The 17,350-nt window shown below is 64.2% G+C and carries 15 protein-coding genes; 4 read left to right on the forward strand and 11 right to left on the reverse strand.

Features of this window, described 5'->3' with window-relative positions; all coding sequences use genetic code 11:
* Positions 1–13 precede the first annotated feature (13 nt).
* The 3 genes from aspT (QCE49_RS02520) to QCE49_RS02530 are packed head-to-tail and all read left to right on the forward strand — an operon-like array spanning position 14 to position 4,296.
* On the forward strand, positions 14–1,696 hold the full coding sequence (gene aspT, locus QCE49_RS02520; protein ID WP_250458201.1) for an aspartate-alanine antiporter: 1,683 nt from the start codon (positions 14–16) through the stop codon (positions 1,694–1,696).
* 4 nt (positions 1,697–1,700) lie between these two features.
* On the forward strand, positions 1,701–3,392 hold the full coding sequence (aspT, locus tag QCE49_RS02525) for an aspartate-alanine antiporter (protein WP_250458202.1): 1,692 nt from the start codon (positions 1,701–1,703) through the stop codon (positions 3,390–3,392).
* Positions 3,393–3,447: 55 nt separating this feature from the next.
* On the forward strand, positions 3,448–4,296 hold the full coding sequence (locus QCE49_RS02530) for an aldo/keto reductase (protein WP_250458203.1): 849 nt from the start codon (positions 3,448–3,450) through the stop codon (positions 4,294–4,296).
* A gap of 12 nt (positions 4,297–4,308) precedes the next feature.
* Here QCE49_RS02530 and QCE49_RS02535 read toward each other — a convergent pair whose 3' ends face one another.
* The 10 genes from QCE49_RS02535 to QCE49_RS02580 form a co-directional block, all read right to left on the reverse strand.
* Positions 4,309–4,728, reverse strand: a complete 420-nt coding sequence (locus QCE49_RS02535) for a Rap1a/Tai family immunity protein (protein ID WP_008351222.1) — start codon at positions 4,726–4,728, stop codon at positions 4,309–4,311.
* 74 nt (positions 4,729–4,802) lie between these two features.
* Entirely contained in the window at positions 4,803–6,878 is a 2,076-nt protein-coding gene (locus tag QCE49_RS02540; protein WP_250458204.1) for an ABC transporter ATP-binding protein, read from the reverse strand.
* A complete protein-coding gene (locus QCE49_RS02545; RefSeq protein WP_008351220.1) occupies positions 6,875–7,732 on the reverse strand; it encodes an ABC transporter permease in 858 nt (285 codons plus the stop codon). Before QCE49_RS02545 ends, QCE49_RS02540 begins: the two co-directional genes overlap by 4 nt.
* Positions 7,729–8,736, reverse strand: a complete 1,008-nt coding sequence (locus tag QCE49_RS02550) for an ABC transporter permease (RefSeq protein ID WP_250458205.1) — start codon at positions 8,734–8,736, stop codon at positions 7,729–7,731. The genes QCE49_RS02545 and QCE49_RS02550 overlap by 4 nt, the downstream gene beginning before the upstream one ends.
* Positions 8,737–8,740: 4 nt before the next feature.
* Entirely contained in the window at positions 8,741–10,402 is a 1,662-nt protein-coding gene (locus QCE49_RS02555) for an ABC transporter substrate-binding protein (RefSeq protein ID WP_250458206.1), read from the reverse strand.
* A gap of 128 nt (positions 10,403–10,530) precedes the next feature.
* Positions 10,531–11,013: a cupin domain-containing protein gene (locus QCE49_RS02560; protein ID WP_033537126.1), complete on the reverse strand. Its 483-nt coding sequence runs from the start codon at positions 11,011–11,013 to the stop codon at positions 10,531–10,533.
* A 100-nt stretch (positions 11,014–11,113) separates the two neighbouring features.
* Entirely contained in the window at positions 11,114–13,219 is a 2,106-nt protein-coding gene (gene fusA / locus QCE49_RS02565) for an elongation factor G (protein ID WP_008351216.1), read from the reverse strand.
* Between the two features lie 193 nt (positions 13,220–13,412).
* Complete coding sequence (locus QCE49_RS02570) at positions 13,413–13,982, reverse strand: DUF192 domain-containing protein (RefSeq protein ID WP_008351215.1); 570 nt, start codon at positions 13,980–13,982, stop codon at positions 13,413–13,415.
* Positions 13,983–14,105: 123 nt separating this feature from the next.
* Positions 14,106–14,312, reverse strand: coding sequence for a hypothetical protein (locus QCE49_RS02575; RefSeq protein ID WP_075583544.1), 207 nt, complete (start codon positions 14,310–14,312; stop codon positions 14,106–14,108).
* A gap of 395 nt (positions 14,313–14,707) precedes the next feature.
* Positions 14,708–15,283, reverse strand: a complete 576-nt coding sequence (locus tag QCE49_RS02580; protein ID WP_250458207.1) for a pseudouridine synthase — start codon at positions 15,281–15,283, stop codon at positions 14,708–14,710.
* Positions 15,284–15,483: 200 nt separating this feature from the next.
* Between QCE49_RS02580 and icd the strand changes: the two genes are divergently transcribed.
* Positions 15,484–16,740 carry an NADP-dependent isocitrate dehydrogenase gene (icd, locus tag QCE49_RS02585; protein ID WP_008351202.1) on the forward strand — a complete coding sequence of 419 codons (1,257 nt, stop codon included), beginning with the start codon at positions 15,484–15,486 and terminating at the stop codon, positions 16,738–16,740.
* A 158-nt stretch (positions 16,741–16,898) separates the two neighbouring features.
* Here the strand turns inward: icd and cspD are convergent, their stop codons facing one another.
* On the reverse strand, positions 16,899–17,105 hold the full coding sequence (gene cspD, locus QCE49_RS02590; protein WP_008351201.1) for a cold shock domain-containing protein CspD: 207 nt from the start codon (positions 17,103–17,105) through the stop codon (positions 16,899–16,901).
* Positions 17,106–17,350 lie beyond the last annotated feature (245 nt).

Here is a 17,350-nt window from a genome sequence, read left to right on the forward strand (position 1 = left end):
ACGGGTTGACGTCATGATTTGGACTCTGCTTGCGGCGCATCCTGAAATCGCCCTATTTTCGAGCCTCGCTATTGGTTATCTCGTCGGGTCCGTGAAGCTCGGCCCCATTCAGCTCGGCGGCGTTTGCGGCACACTCGTCGTCGCGCTGATTCTTGGACAAAGCGGCGCGCGCATTTCACCCGATCTCAAGAACATCGCATTCGCGCTCTTCATCTTCGCGCTGGGTTTCACCGGCGGCCCGCAGTTCTTCGCGAACATCGGGCGCGGCTGGCGTTACGGCGCGTTGTCGATCGTCGAGATCGTCGTCGTGGTCGCGCTCGTGCTCGGCGCCGCCGTCATATTGAAACTCGACGCGGGAACGGCGGCCGGCTTGCTTGCCGGCGGCGCGACGGAATCCGCGGTGATCGGCACGGCGTCGGAGGCCATCGGGCGGCTCGGCCTGTCCACGACAGATACCGCGCGGCTGCAGGCGAACATCGTCACCGCTTACAGCGTGAGCTATCTGTTCGGCCTCGTCACGATCGTGCTGTTCACGAGCCAGTTCGCGCCGCTCATCCTGCGCGTGAATCTGCGCGACGAAGCGGAGCGCGTGTGGCGCAAGCTGGGCGGCGACGGCGCGCTCGGCACCGGGCAGACGCCCGCCACGCCGCCGCTCGCGGGCCGCGAGCTAAGGGTGACGGCCGCCGCGGGCCTCACCGTCGGCGACCTGGAGAAGCGCTTTCGCGACAACATCAGCGTGCAGCGCGTGCAGCGCGACCGCTCGGTCATCAAGCCGCAAGCGGCGGTCATGCTGAAGGCGGGCGATCTCGTCGTGGTCGGCGGGCGGCGCGAGGCGCTGGTCGAGGCGATTCCCGCGATCGGCGAGGAAGTTTTCGGCAACGGCGTCTCCGATGTCTATGTCGAACGCACGGATGTGATGCTCACGCGGCGCGAACTGCACGGCCTCACGCTCGCCCAGGTGCGCGCCCGCGCCGCGCCCGCCGACGCCCACGGCGTCTTCGTCGCGGCCGTGACGCGTCTCGACAGCACGATTCCCGCGCTCGCCGGCACGCAGGTGCATCGCGGCGACGTGCTGACGCTCATCGGCAACAAGGAGGATGTCGCGCGCGGCGCGGCCAGGCTCGGCTACATCATCCGCGCGACGCAGAAAACCGACTTCGTGTTCCTCGGGCTCGGCGTGCTGCTCGGCATCGCGGTCGGGCGGCTGTGGGTACATGCCGGCGACATCGATCTCACGCTCGGGACGGGCGGCGGCTGCCTGCTCGCGGGGCTGCTGTTCGGCTGGATCCGCTCGCGTTATCCGCTGATCGGCTCGCTGCCCTCGGCGGCGGCGCAGATATTGAAGGACTTCGGCCTGTGCACGTTCATCGCGGCGGTCGGGCTGTCGGCGGGCCCGGACGCGTTGCGGCTCGTTCGCGAATACGGCATCGCGCTGCCGGTCGCGGGCATCGTCATCACGCTCGTGCCGGCGCTCGCGTCGCTCTTCATCGGACGATGGCTGCTCAAGCTCGACGTGCCGATGCTGCTCGGCGCGATCGCCGGTCAGCAATGCAGCACGCCCGCGATCAGCGCGCTCGTCGGCGTGACGGGCAACGCGACGCCGATGATCGGCTACACGATCACGTATGCGCTCTCGAACGTGCTGTTGCCGCTGCTCGGCCCGGTGATCGTCGGGCTCGCGAGCAAACTGGGCTGACCGTATGGAATGGCTCCACGACATCTTCCAGAAAGCGCCGGAATCGGCGCTCTTTCTTTCGCTCGCGGCGGGTTATCTGATCGGCCAGATCAGCTTCGGCAAGTTTCAACTGGGCGGCGTGGGCGGCTCGCTGATCGCGGCGGTGATCGTGAGCCAGGCGGGCGTGCAGATCGACAACGGCGTGAAATCGGTGATGTTCGCCGTGTTCATCTACGCGGTCGGCTACGACTCCGGCCCGCAGTTTTTCAGCTCGATCAACCGCCGCACGCTGCGCGAAATCGCGATGGCGCTGTTCCTCGCGGTGACGGCGCTCGCGAGCGTGATCGTCTGCGCGAAGCTGTTCGGGCTCAACAAGGGGCTAGCGGCCGGACTCGCGGGCGGGGCGCTGACGCAATCGGCGATTATCGGCACGGCGGGCGATGCGATCGCGCGGCTCGGATTGCCCGCCGATCAGACCAAGGCGTTGCAGGCCGACGTCGCGGTCGCGTACGCGGTAACGTACGTGTTCGGCTCGCTCGGCGCGATCATCGTATGCGTGAACATCCTGCCGAAGTTCATGGGGCAGAGTCTCAGGGATGCGTCGATCGAAGCGGAGAAGGCGCTCGCGGGCGGGGCGTCCGGTCCCGGACCAGGGCAGATTTCGGCGTTGCCCGCGCTCGTCGGACGCACGTATCGCGTGACGCACGATGGCGCGGCGGGGCGCACGGTCGCGCACGTCGAAGTCGACGACCGGGACATGATCACCGTCGAGCGCATCCGGCGCGGCGTGCGCGCGCTGGAGCCTGCCGCGGACTTCGTATTGCGAGCGGGCGATATCGTGCTCGTCGTCGGGCGGCGCGAGGCGATGGCGGGCGCCACGGCGCACATCGGCGAGGAAATCGCGGACGCCGATGGCAGCAGCGTCGTCATGCAGAAGCGTCAGGGCGTGTTCACGAAGCGCGGGATGAACCACGTGAGCATCGCCGACGTGCGCGCGACGGTCGATCGCGACATTCGGCACGGCGTGTATATCCACGGCATCACGCGTGCGGGGCATCCGTTGCCGGTGCTGCCCGAGACGACGCTCGATCACGGCGATGTCATCACGTTCTACGGCGCGCCGCAGGACACGAAGCGCGCCGTCGATGCCGCCGGTTACGAACTGCCGTATTCCGACAAGACCGATTTCATCTACATGGGCGTGGGTATCGTGCTCGGGTTGCTGATCGGGCTGATCGTCGTCGATGCAGGCGGCGTGCCGCTCACGCTCGGCTCGGGCGGCGGCTGCCTGCTCACCGGTTTGCTGTTCGGCTGGATGCGCGGCAAGCATCCGATGTACGGCGTGATGCCGCCGGCCGCATCGCAATTGCTGAAGGATTTCGGACTGGCGGCGTTCGTCGCGGTGGTCGGGCTGAATTCCGGCTTGCAGGCGGTCGTCACGGTGAAACAGAGCGGGCTGACGATCTTCCTGCTCGGCGTGTTCGTCACGCTGTTTCCGCTCGTGCTGACGATGCTCTTCGGCCGCTACGTCCTGCGTTACGACAACGCGGCGCTGCTCGCGGGCGCGCTCACCGGTTCGCGCAGTGCGAATCCGGCGTTCGGCGGCGTGCTCGACAAAGCCGAAAGCGCCGCGCCGACGGTGCCGTTCGCGATCACGTATGCGTTGGCGAACGTGCTGCTGACCTTGCTCGGACCTTTGGTGGTCGGGCTCGTCTGAAGCGGCGGGCGTGCTCCTTGCGCCATAATCGGCGGACCTGCAAGGAGACTTCTTCATGGCTCAATCCAATGCGGCAACCGTCACGCTTCCGTCCGGCGAAGCGATTCCGAAACTCGGCCAGGGCACCTGGGAAATGGGCGAGCGCCCGAACGCGCGCAAGAGCGAGATCGCCGCTTTGCGCGAGGGCGTCGATCTCGGCATGACGCTCGTCGATACCGCCGAGATGTACGGCGAAGGCGAAAGCGAGAAGCTCATCGCCGAAGCGCTCGGCGACAGGCGCGACGAGCTTTTCATCGTCAGCAAGGTGTATCCGCATAACGGCAGCGAGCGCGGCGTGCAGAGCGCATGCGAGCGCAGCCTGAAACGCCTGAAGACCGATCGCATCGATCTGTATTTGCTGCACTGGCGCGGCGGCGAGGATCTCGAAGGCGTGATCGCGGGTTTCGAAAAACTGAAGGACGACGGCAAGATTCGCCACTGGGGCGTGAGCAACTTCGACACGGACGACATGAAAGAACTCTTATCGCTCGATGGCGGCGACGCCTGCGCGACCGATCAGATTCTCTTCAACGTCGCGCGGCGCGGGGCGGAGTTCGATCTGTTGCCGTGGCTGCGTGAGCACCGCATGCCCGCGATGGCGTACAGCCCCGTCGATCACGCGCGTCTGCCGCGCGGCGGCGCGCTGGAACAGATCGCGGCGGCGCGCGGCGTGTCGGCGTTTCAGGTGGCGCTCGCGTGGGTGCTGCAGCAGCCGCAGGTATTCGCGATTCCGAAAGCGTCGGATGTCGCGCACGTTCGCGAGAATCGCGCGGCGCTCGATCTTCACCTGTCCGCCGACGAGCTCGCGGACATCGATCGACAGTTCAAGCCGCCGAAGTCGAAGCGCCCGCTCGAAATGCTGTGACGACGCGCCGGATCACGTACACGCGTGATGCGCGTGCACCGAGCCGAGCACCGCGACTTCCGCGGGCGTGCGCCTCAGATCGGCTTCGTTGACCTGCTTCGCATCGGCGAGGAAGTCGTCGACGATCGACGACACGGTCGTGTCCGCGAGACACAGCGATACGCGCTTCGTCTCGCCATCGGGCAGCGACGTGCGCTGCGACAGAAACAGCACGCCGTACTGATAACCGCGCACGATTCCGCGTACCGCGCCCACGCATTGTCCTTGCGCCGTGTTGTCGGACTTCGCGGCGCATTGCTGCGCGAGCGCGTAGGCCGAGAAAGTCGGATCGGACGCGCCGGGCGCCGGAGCCTGTGGTGCGGTCTGCGCCTGCGCGGCCGTCGCGACGCCGAAAGTCAGTGCGCAAAGCGCGGCGGAGAGGGCGGGTTTCATCGGTTGAATCCTCGTTGTTTTGAAGGTTGAACCGATGAGAGGCGCGCAACGCCGCTTTGGTTCCGACGAAAGCCTCAGCGCGCCTGACGCTGCAGCGTGCGCAATTCGTCGACGGGAATGTGGCAATGAATCGCGTGACCGTCTCCGGCGTCGCGGCACGGCGGCGTTTCGGTTTCGCAGATTTCGCCGATCTTGCGCGGACAGCGCGTATGGAACACGCAGCCCGAAGGCGGATTCGCCGCGCTCGGCAACTCGCCCGACAGCCGGATGCGCTTCGCGTGCGTCCCGTCGATCGACGGCACCGACGACAGCAATGCTTCGGTGTACGGATGCTGCGGTCCGTCGAAGACGGCGGCCGCGCGCCCGATCTCCATGATGCGCCCGAGATACAGCACGGCGATGCGGTCCGACAGATAGCGCACGACATGCAAATCGTGCGAGATGAACACGTAGGAGACGCGGCGCTCGCGCTGCAGATCGGCAAGCAGATTGAGGATCGCGGCCTGCACGGAGACATCGAGCGCGGAAGTCGGTTCATCGCACACGACGACGCGCGGATCGCCCGCGAACGCGCGCGCGATCGCGACGCGCTGCTTCAATCCGCCCGACAGTTGCCGCGTGCGCGAGCTCAGATAGCGCTCCGGCAGACGCACCGCTTCGGTCAGCGTGTGCAGGCGCTGTTCCTTCGCTTCGCCGTGCAACGCGGCGAGCTTCGACAGCGAACGCGCGATCAGTTGCCGCACGGAATGCGCGCGATTCAGCGCGGAATCCGGGTTCTGAAAGACGATCTGCAGCGACTTCACCTGTTCTTCGCTGCGCCGGGTCACGCGCTCGGGCAGCGCGGCGCCGTCGAGTTCGAGCGACGCGCCTTTGTCGGGCGATACGAGGCCGAGCAGCAGCTTCGCGAGCGTCGTCTTGCCGCTGCCCGATTCGCCGACGAGCCCGAGCGTTTCGCCCTGCACGAGATCGAGCGAGACATCGTGGACGGCGCGCACGTCTTCATCGCCGACGCGGAATGTCTTCGAGAGATTGCGCGCGGATAGCGCGAGCGGCTGATCGACACCGTCGGCATCGGCGACGGGCACCGGCGCTTCGTCGGCCGAGCGCGGCAGCGTTTCCGCGCGTTCGTGATAGTGACAGCGCGCCATCTGATCGCCGTGCGCCGACGCCACGCGATACGGCGGCGGCGCGTCCTTCAGACAACGCTCGTCGGCGAGCTTGCAGCGCGGCGCGAAAATGCAGCCCTGCGTGATCGATCCGGGCAGCGGGAGGGAGCCTGGAATCGTGTCGAGCCGGCCCGTTTCCTTGGCGCGCCCCGCACGCGGCAGACAGCGCAGCAGGCCGACCGTGTACGGATGACGCGGCTTGGCGAACACGTCGGCGGTCGTGCCTTCCTCGACGAGCTTGCCCGCGTACAGCACGCCAACGCGATCGCACATGCGCCCGATCACCGCGAGATTGTGGCTGATGAAGAGCACGGCCGTGCCCAACTCCGCACGCAATTGCGCGATGAGATCGAGCACTTCGGCTTCGACGGTGGCGTCGAGACCGGTGGTCGGTTCGTCGAGAATCAGCAGTTCGGGATTGCACGCGAGCGCCATCGCGATGACCACGCGTTGCTGCATCCCGCCCGAAAGCTGATGCGGATAACTCTCCATCACGCGTTCGGGCGATGCGATGCGCACGCGTCTCAGCATGTCGGCCGTGCGCGACAGCGCTTCGTCGGCGGATGCGCCCGTGACTTCGAACGCTTCGGAGACTTGCCGCGCGATCGTCAGCGACGGATTCAGCGCGCGTCCGGGATCCTGATAGACCATCGACACGGCGGTCGCGCGCATGCCGCGCAGCGCGTCGGCGTCGAGCGCGGCGACGTCGCGCCCGGCGATCGACATGCGGCCAGCCTTCACGCGCCCGTTGCGCGGCAAGTAGCGCAGCACCGCGAGCGCGGCGGTCGACTTGCCACAGCCCGATTCACCGACCAGCCCGTAGGCCTCGCCGCGCTTGACGCGCAACGTGACGTCCTGCAGCACTTCACGTTCGCGTCCGCGCGAACGGTACGCGACCGTGAGGCCGACGACCGTGAGCGCGTCGGCCTGATCGCCTTTCGCGGCGCCGAACGTGGGAAAAGCCGATGGCGGCGGTCCGTTCATCGGTCGAGCACTCCTTGCACGGCATCCGCGACGAGATTCACCGCGACGACCAGCGACGCGATCGCGGCGGCGTCGAAGACGACGGTCCACCACGCGCCGCCCGCCATCAGCGTATAGCTTTCGGACAAGGCGAGACCCCAGTCGGCGGACGGCGGCTGAATGCCGAAGCCGAGAAACGACAGCGTCGCGACGGCGAAGATCGCGTAGCCGAGACGAACGGTCGCCTCGACGATGATCGGCGGCAGCACGTTCGGCAGAATCTCCGCGAACATGATGTAGAGCGCGTTCTCGCCGCGCAATTGCGCCGCGAGCACGTAGTCGAGATGGCGCTCGCTCAGCACGGCGGCGCGCACGGTGCGCGCGGTGATCGGCGCGAAGGTGAGGCCGATGACGAGGATCACCGTCGTGTTGCTCGCGCCGACGGCGGCGAGCGCGAGCAGCGCGACGATCACGAGCGGCAGCGCGAGCAGCGCATCGATCACGCGGCCGATGGCGGCGTCGACCCAGCCGTCGAAATAGCCGACGACGAGCCCGAGCGCCGTGCCCGCCGCCGTGCCGAGCAAGGTCGCGAGCGGCGCGATCGTCAGAATGTCGCGCGAGCCGACGATCACGCGCGCGAACACGTCGCGACCGAGCTGGTCGGTGCCGAACCAGTGATCGCCCGAAGGCGCGACGAGCGAGTTGAGCGGATCGGACGCGTAGGGATCGTGCGGCACGAGCCAGTGGCCGAAGAGCGCGCACAGCACCCAGAAGAGCAGGATCAGCACGCCGATATCGAAGGTCGCGGAACGCACGAGCGCGCTCAACGCTTCGAAGCGGCGCGATTTCGGTGCGATAGCGGCCGCCGTGCTCATTTCGCTTCCCCGGTGCGCAGGCGCGGATTGAGCACGACGTAGAGCGCATCGGCGATCAGATTCGCCGCCGTATAGATCACGCCGATGGTCAACACGCCCGCTTCGAGCATCGGAAAGTCCTTCGCTTTTGCGGCGTTGTAGATCAGCGAGCCGATGCCCTGGTAGTGAAACAGCGTTTCCACGACGACGAGTCCGCCGATCATGTAGCCGAGCTGCGTCGCGGCGACGGTGACGGTCGGCAAAAGCGCGTTGCGCAGCACATGGCGCACGATCACGACGCGCTGCGGCAAGCCCTTCAGGATCGCGGTGCGCGTGTAATCGGCGTCGAGCGCTTCGACGGTGCCCGCGCGCGCCATCCGCGCGATGTAGCCGAAGAACACGAAGACGAGCGGCAGCACTGGCAGGATCAGATGTTCGAGTTGCGTGAAGAAGCCCGCGTCGGCAGGCGCGGTCGCTTCGATCGGCAGCCATTGCAGCCAGACGCCGAAGATCAGGATCAGCACGATCGACGAGACGAATTCCGGCACCACCGTCGCCGTCAATCCGCCGATGCTGATGACGCGATCGATCCATCGTCCCGAATGCAGCGCCGCGTACACGCCGCCCGCGATGCCGAGCGGCACCACGACGACGAACGCGAGCGCGCCGAGCTTCGCCGAATTCCACAGCGCGTTGCCGATGAACGGCGCCACGGGCGCGCGAAACGCGTAGGACTCGCCCATGTCGCCGCGCAGGAAATGGCCGATCCAGCTCGAATACTGCGTGAGAAGCGGCCGGTCGACGCCAAGCTGATGGTTGAGCGCGGCGACCGCGCGCGCGTCGGCGAGCGGGCCGAGAATCGCGCGGCCGACGTCGCCGGGCAGCAACTGGCCGCCCGCGAACACGATCATCGACAGAAGCCACAGCGTGACGAGCGCGAGCAAGACCCGCACGCCGACGAAGCGCGCGATGCGCTTCATTCGGGCGAAGTCGGCGACGTGCGCCGTGGGCGTGATCGTGCTCATTCGCTTACGCCGAGATCGTCGCGCGGTCGAACCACATCTGCGAAATCGCGTTGAAGCGCACGCCGGAGACATTGGCGCGCGTGACGATCAGCTGGTCGTAGAAGTAGGGGATGACGACCGGCGTTTCGTCGAGCAGCAAATGCTGAATCTGCGCGGACAGCTTCTTCTGCGACGCGACGTCGAGCGCCGCGACGAACTGCGCGACGAGCTTGTCGTATTCGGGATTCTTGAAGTGCGCCGCGTTCCAGGTGCCGCCGCTCGTCAGCGGCGCGTTGAGGAACACGTTCGGCACGCCGCGATGCCCGTAATCGGTGATGCCGAGCGGCGAATCGAGCCAGTCCGACTTGCCGAACGTGCCCGAGCCGTAATAGAGGTCCTGACTCTCGACCTTCAACTGGATGCGTATGCCGATCGCCTTCGCCGCGTTCTGCACGACGACTGCGAGATCGGGAATCTCCATGTACTTTTCGGTCGTGAGCGTGACGTCGAAGCCGTTCGCGACGCCGGCATCGCTCATCAGCTTCTTCGCCTGCGCGATGTCGATCTTGCGTTGCCGCACGCTGAGATCGCTCGACGGAAAAACCGGCGCGAACGGGCTGTCGTTGCCGACTTGCGCGCGGCCGCGGAACAGGCCCTTCACGATGACTTCGCGATCGATCGCGAGCGCGAGCGCCTGACGCACGCGCTTGTCCTTGAACGGCGCCATGTCGCAGCGCATGTGCAATTGCCGATGCGAACTCGACTTCGTGCCGAGCACCTTGAATTGCGGATTCGTCAGCATCGCGACCCCGCCTTGCACCGTGAAGTCGCCCATCACGTCGGCCTGGCGGCCTTGCATCGCGAGAAGCTGCGCCTGTTGATCCGCGTAGAAGGAAAACTGCACGCGATCGGGCAGCGCTTTCTCGCCCCAGTAGTCGGGATTGCGCACGAACGATGCGCCCACTTTCGGCGTGTATTTCTCCAGCTTCAGCGCGCCCGTGCCCATGAACGTCTTCTCGTAAGGGCCGCTGAAATTCGCCGGGAGGATCACGGCGTTATACGTATCCGAGGAAACGTAATACGGGAAATTGCCATTGGGCGCGTCGAGATGAAACTCGACGGTGTGATCGTCGACGGCCTTCGCCGAATCCTTCGACAGCACGCCCTTCAGCACCGAAAGCGCAGCCGAGCCGGTCGCCGGATCGGACAGGCGGTTGAAGGTCGCGACGACGTCCTTCGCGGTCATCGGCTGGCCGTCGTGGAACTTCACGTTCGGGCGCAGCTTGAACGTCCACACGTCGCCCTTGGCATTCGACGACCACGACAGCGCGAGGGCCGGCTTGAGCGTCAGATGTTCGCTGTCGTCGTCGACGAGAAATTCGCCGGTCTGATTGATGAGCGCAAGCCCCGACGCATCCGTCACGGTGAGCGGATCGACGGCGCCCGCGGGCATCAGATGCGCGACGCGGATCGTGCCGCCCGGCTTGCCCGCGCCTTGCGCCCGCGCGCCCGGCATACCGAAGATGCCGCCCGCCGTGAGCGCGATGCCGAGCACGCTCGCATGGCGCAGCAACTCGCGGCGCGTGAGGCGTCCGGCCATGAACTCGTCGATCGCGTGATTGCCCAGTTCGCCCGCGCGAGGGCGGGCCAGTTCCAGAAGATGCGCGTCGGTCGAAGGTTTCTTCATCGTGTGCTTTTCCGTTGTCGTTGTTTGCTGGCCGTCGCCCACGCGCGATCGGCTCGACCGCGCCGTCGAGGTGCATTCGGGCATCGCTAGCAAGGAACGCGCCGCTCCATGACGCGCCCGTGCGCTTTTCAGTGATCGTGTGGATGCTTGTGAATCGGATCGACCCAATAGACTTCCTCGGGCTTCTCGACGGCATCGATGTTCAGATTCACCACCACCGCTTCGTTGTCGCTGCGCACGAGCACGCATTCGAGCGGATCGGCGGTGCTCGCGTTGATTTCCTGGTGCGGCACATAAGGCGGCACGAAAATGAAGTCGCCGGGACCGGCCTCGGCCGTGAACTCCAGATGCTCGCCCCAGCGCATGCGCGCCTGGCCGCGCACGACATAGATGACGCTTTCGAGCGCGCCGTGATGATGCGCGCCGGTTTTCGCATTCGGATGGATCGTGACCGTGCCGGCCCAGATTTTCTGGGCGCCGACGCGCGCCGCGTTGATGGCAGCCGCGCGGTTCATGCCGGGCGTCTGCGGCGTGTTGGTGTCGAGCTGATCGCCCTTGATGACCTTGACGCCGTGTTCGCGCCAATCGATGTGCTGATGTGGATCGCTCATGTCGCTCATGCCCGTGTATGGTCTGCGGATATGAAAAAGTCCGTTGCCGCCATCAAGGAAGCGAGCAACGGACTTCCGATACTACACGGTTCGATCGCGATTATTTCGCTTTCGAATTGATGATCGCTTCCGACACGTTCGACGGCGTCTCCGCGTAATGCTTGAACTCCATCGTGTAGGTCGCGCGGCCTTGCGTCAGCGAGCGCAGCGACGTCGAGTAGCCGAACATCTCGGCAAGCGGCACTTCCGCGCGCACGAGCTTGCCGCCGCCGCCCGCGATGTCCTCCATGCCCTGCACGATGCCGCGCCGGCCCGAGAGATCGCCCATCACGTTGCCCATGAAGTCCTCGGGCGTCTCGACTTCGACGGCCATCATCGGTTCGAGCAGCACGGGCTTCGCCTTGCGCATCGCTTCCTTGAAGGCCATCGAGCCCGCCATGCGGAACGCGTTTTCGTTCGAATCGACATCGTGATACGAGCCGAAGGTGAGCCGCACTTTCACGTCGACGACCGGATAGCCCGCGAGCACGCCGGCCTTCAGCGTTTCCTGAATGCCCTTGTCGACGGCGGGGATGAACTCGCGCGGAATCACGCCGCCCTTGATCTGGTCGACGAACTCGTAGCCCTTGCCGGGGTCCGGCTCCAGCGCGATCACGGCGTGACCGTACTGCCCGCGTCCGCCCGACTGCTTGACGAATTTGCCTTCGACATCCTCGACCTTGTTGCGCACGGTCTCGCGATACGCGACCTGCGGCTTGCCGACCGTCGCCTCGACGCCGAACTCGCGCTTCATCCGGTCGACGAGAATCTCGAGGTGCAGCTCGCCCATGCCGGAGATGATCGTCTGGCCCGATTCCTCATCGGTCGTCACGCGGAACGACGGATCTTCCTGCGCGAGACGGTTCAGCGCGATGCCCATCTTTTCCTGATCGGCCTTCGTCTTCGGTTCGACGGCCTGCGAGATCACCGGTTCAGGGAAGATCATCCGTTCGAGGATGATGACGTTCTGCGGATCGCAAAGCGTGTCGCCGGTCGTCGCTTCCTTGAGACCGACGGCCGCCGCGATGTCGCCCGCGCGCACCTCCTTGATTTCCTTGCGCTCGTTCGCGTGCATTTGCAGAATCCGGCCGAGGCGCTCCTTCTTGTCCTTCACCGGATTGAAGACCGTGTCGCCTGAATTCACGACGCCCGAATACACGCGGAAGAAGATCAACTGCCCGACGAACGGGTCGGTCATGATCTTGAACGCGAGCGCGGAGAACGGCTCGTCGTCGCTCGGATGACGCTCCGCTTCCTCGTCGTCTTCCGTGTGGCCGAGAATCGCGGGCACGTCGACGGGCGAGGGCAGGTAGTCGATCACGGCGTCGAGCATCGCCTGGACGCCCTTGTTCTTGAACGCGCTGCCGCAGAGCATCGGTACGATTTCGTTGGCGATCGTGCGTTTGCGCAGCGCGCCCTTGATCTCGTCCTCGGTCAGGCTGTTGTGGTCTTCCAAATACTTCTCGAGCAGCTCTTCGCTCGCTTCGGCGGCGGCCTCGACCATCTTCTCGCGCCACTCGTGCGCGAGATCCTTGAGGTTGTCGGGAATTTCCTCGTAGGTGAACTTGATGCCCTGGCTCTCGTCGTCCCAGACGATCGCCTTCATCTTCACGAGGTCGACGACGCCCTGAAAGTGATCTTCCGCGCCGATCGGAATCTGGATCGGCACCGCGACGCCCTTCAGCCGGTCGCCGATCTGCCGCTGCACGCGAAAGAAGTCCGCGCCGACGCGGTCCATCTTGTTGACGAACGCGATGCGCGGCACCTTGTACTTGTTCGCCTGACGCCACACGGTTTCCGATTGCGGCTGCACGCCGCCGACCGAGTCGTAGACCATGCACGCGCCATCGAGCACGCGCATCGAGCGCTCGACTTCGATCGTGAAGTCGACGTGCCCCGGCGTATCGATGATGTTGATGCGATGTTCCGGATAATTGCCGGCCATGCCTTTCCAGAAGGCCGTCGTTGCCGCGGAGGTGATCGTGATGCCGCGTTCCTGCTCCTGCTCCATCCAGTCCATCGTGGCCGCGCCGTCGTGCACTTCGCCGATCTTGTGCGTCACGCCGGTGTAGAAAAGGATGCGCTCGGTAGTCGTAGTTTTGCCGGCATCGATGTGAGCGCTGATTCCGATATTCCGATAGCGCTCGATGGGAGTCTTGCGGGGCACGTGAACCTCCTGTGGTTTGAGTCGGCGCGGCGTGTGAAGCCAACGCGAATGCGTCGCGCCGAATCTTTTTAGGATAGCGCGTCGGCAGGCTCTTTGCAGGAATCCTGCCAGCCCGGCGCAAGCGACTTCCCGGACGCAAAAAAACCGGCGTGTCGTGCGACGACGCCGGTTGTTCGGGCGGGCAAGAAGCGCGTTACTGCGCGCGCGGCAAGCCTTTGATCTGCGTGCCCGGCTTGATGCCTTTCGCGGCAAACCATCCCTTCGGCATTTCGAGCGCATACACGCCGTTGTTGCGCGGGCAGTGGTTGTTCTCGGTTTCGGCCTGCATCTCGTCGATGTCGGTGATCGTGCCGTCCGCGCGGATGAACGCGATCGACAGCGGGATCAGCGTGTTCTTCATCCAGAAGCAATGCACGGCGTTTTCATTGAACACGAAGAGCATGCCTTCGTTCGGTGCGAGCTGCGTGCGATACATGAGACCTTGCTCGCGATCGGCATCGTTCGCGGCGACGGCGGCGTCGATCACATACATGCCCGCGGTCAGCTTTGCGCGCGGAAAGTCGGACGGCTGCTTGGCGCCGGGCGGCATCGTCTGCGCCTGTGCGAGCGGCAGTGCGGCGAAGGGCAGGGCAAGCGCGATCACGCATGCGCGCGCGAGCTTGCCGAGGTTGATTTGTTGATTGAAGAAGCGCGAGACGAGATTCACGGCAAAGCTCCCTTTCTGATCGATGGCTTGCGCCTGAGCCGGACAAACCCCGCGCATGTTACTCGATGCGCAGGCACAAAACAAAAGGGCAGACGCCTTGCGGCCATCTGCCCTTTGAACGCCGTAAGGACGGCGGTAATGCTCGTTCTTGACTTCGCTATACCGCCTCTTACAAAAAACTTACTGAGCTGCCGAAGCGGCTGCCGGAGCCGACGCAGCGGCTGCCTTCTTGTGCGACTTCGACGACTTGTGCGACGTCTTCTTGTGAGCCGACTTGTGAGCCGACGAAGCAGCTGCCGGAGCAGCAGCGGCCGGTGCCGAAGCTTCTTGTGCGAAAGCAGCGGTTGCGAACAGGCCAGCGACGAGAGCAGCGATCAGTTTGTTCATCTGTGAATCCTCAGCTTGAGTTAATTAACCAAACGACCCGGTCATTGAGTCATGTCGGTAAACGAGCCACCTACCTTTCGGTTGACACTCGACATCGATAATTCAAATTCGATGCGACTGTGAACGCTTGAACCTTTCAAACTCCCTGGAGCACACAGGTAGTTGTAATCAGTTATTCGCTCATGCCGGATAGCTTTATGCGGCATCTGACGCCCTTAACGCGTCGCGTGAAGAGTCGGTTGACGCGATTTACAGAGAAAATTGCGCGGCGACAAAAAAATATCGGCGGCGCGATATGCGCTACTCGATCTCGATGACAGCACGTTTAAACACATCGCACTAAACGATGCACACGGCGATGCACACGGCCGATATTCAGGATAGTTGAATGCGATTCAACGAACGCGCTGCCACGGCGCGCGCGGGGCGACCTCGACAGTCTCGCCCGGCGCGAGTCCGAGCGTGAAGATATCGAGCGCGCCGATCGCGACGCGTACGAGCCGCAAGGTCGGAAAGCCGACTGCAGCCGTCATGCGCCGCACCTGCCGATTCTTGCCTTCGGTGATGGCGAGCTCGATCCACGTCGTCGGGATGGCGGCGCGATAGCGGATCGGCGGATTGCGTGGCCAGAGCGCTTCGATGTCGCGTTCGTCGACGAATGCGGTGCGGCACGGCTGCGTCACGTAATCGCCGAGATCGACGCCTTTCGCAAGACGCGCGAGCGCGGCTTCGTCGGGCGCGCCTTCGACTTGCGCCCAATAGCGCTTTACCAGCTTGTGACGCGGCTCCGCGATGCGGGCCTGGAGCGCGCCGTCGTCGGTGAGGAGGAGCAGGCCTTCGCTATCGGCGTCGAGCCGGCCCGCGGGATACACGCCCGGCGTCTTCACCCAGTCGCCGAGCGACGCGCGCGTCTCGTGCGCCGAAAACTGGCAGATGGTGCCGAAGGGCTTGTTCAGGGCGATAAGTGACATGCGAGGCGCGCGGCGTGATCGGATGCGGCATCTTAAAGCATGCGCGCGGCGGCTTTCGGGCGCGCCGGGACAAGCCAGCATGGTTAGAATGATGAAGTGAACTTCATCGCGCGGGTTCATCGCTCGCGCATGCTGCATCGCATCGCTCTCTATCCAGTTTGCTTGCTTCCATTCAAGCCCGGCCTTATTTGGAGTCGACCATGCCGTATCAGCACATCAAGGTTCCGGAAGGCGGTGACAAGATCACCGTCAACGCGGACTTCTCGCTCAACGTCTCGGATCAGCCGATCATCCCGTATATCGAGGGCGACGGCACGGGCGTCGACATCACGCCGGTGATGATCAAGGTCGTCGATGCGGCGGTCGAGAAGGCCTACGGCGGCAAGCGCAAGATTCAATGGATGGAAATTTTCGCGGGCGAAAAGGCGACGCGCGTCTACGGCCCCGACGTGTGGCTGCCGGACGAAACGCTCGAAGTGGTGAAGGATTTCATCGTGTCGATCAAAGGGCCGCTCACGACGCCCGTCGGCGGCGGCATCCGCTCGCTGAACGTGGCGCTTCGTCAGCAACTCGATCTCTACGTGTGTCTGCGTCCGGTGCGCTACTTCAAGGGCGTGCCGTCGCCGGTGCGCGAACCGGAGAAGATCGACATGGTGATCTTCCGCGAGAATTCGGAAGACATCTACGCGGGCGTCGAATGGCCGGCGGATTCGCCCGAAGCGAAGAAGGTCATCAAGTTCCTGCGCGAAGAAATGGGCGTGAAGAAGATCCGCTTCCCTGATTCGTCGGGACTCGGCATCAAGCCCGTTTCGCGGGAGGGCACGGAGCGGCTCGTGCGCAAGGCGATCCAGTACGCGATCGACAACGATCGCCGCTCGGTGACGCTCGTGCACAAGGGCAACATCATGAAGTTCACCGAAGGCGCCTTCCGCGATTACGGCTACGCGCTCGCGCAGAAGGAGTTCGGCGCGGAACTGATCGACGGCGGCCCTTGGATGAAGGTGAAGAATCCGAAGTCGGGCAGCGATATCGTCGTGAAGGATGTGATCGCCGATGCGTTCCTTCAGCAAATCCTGCTGCGTCCCGCCGAATACGACGTGATCGCCACGCTCAACCTGAACGGCGACTACATCTCGGACGCGCTCGCGGCGCAGGTGGGCGGCATCGGCATCGCGCCGGGCGCGAACATGTCGGATTCCGTCGCGATGTTCGAGGCGACGCACGGCACGGCGCCGAAATACGCGGGCAAGGACTACGTGAATCCCGGTTCGGAAATTTTGTCCGCCGAAATGATGCTGCGCCATCTCGGCTGGTTCGAGGCCGCGGACCGCATCATTTCGTCGATGGAGCAGTCGATTCTTTCGAAGCGCGTCACGTACGACTTCGCGCGTTTGATGGAAGGCGCGACGCAAGTATCGTGTTCGGGTTTCGGAGAGGTGATGATCGAGAATATGTGAGGACTCACCTCGATTCGATGTGGTAAATAAAAACCCCGGAAGGCCTACGCCTTCCGGGGTTTTTATTTCGTGCACATGCCTCATATGCGTGCAACGCGCGAGGCATGAAAAAACCCGGCGCGAAGGCCGGGTTTCACGAGGCTAAGTCGATCGAACGGTCAGGCAGCGTCCTGAATGTTCGAAGCTTGTTTGCCTTTCGGTCCCTGGACGATCTCGAAGCTGACCTTCTGGCCTTCCTTGAGCGTCTTGAAACCGTTCATTTGAATCGCCGAGAAATGTGCGAACAGATCCTCGCCGCCTTCATCGGGCGTGATGAATCCGTAGCCTTTCGCGTCGTTGAACCATTTGACCGTACCAGTAGACATTCGTACTTCCCCTCTAACTCTTGTCGCACCCAGAGCACGCTCGAAAAGCTCGACGGCACACCCCACAATGTGAACCGCCCCCTCCTCACAAGCTCACCTCGGCCTCTTTTTTCGTCCGTGGTTGGCCCCCGGAAAAAAGTGCCAGTTTGATTGTTAAATCTCTTAAATCGGGTGTCAAGGAATTTTTGGGATAGCCGTTAAGCTCGTTGCAAAGAGCGCATTCGTAGGGTAATTCCTGCTTTGCG

Origin of the sequence: Caballeronia sp. LZ008 (genome assembly GCF_031451435.1) — a bacterium.
GTDB classification, from domain to species: Bacteria; Pseudomonadota; Gammaproteobacteria; order Burkholderiales; family Burkholderiaceae; genus Caballeronia; species Caballeronia zhejiangensis.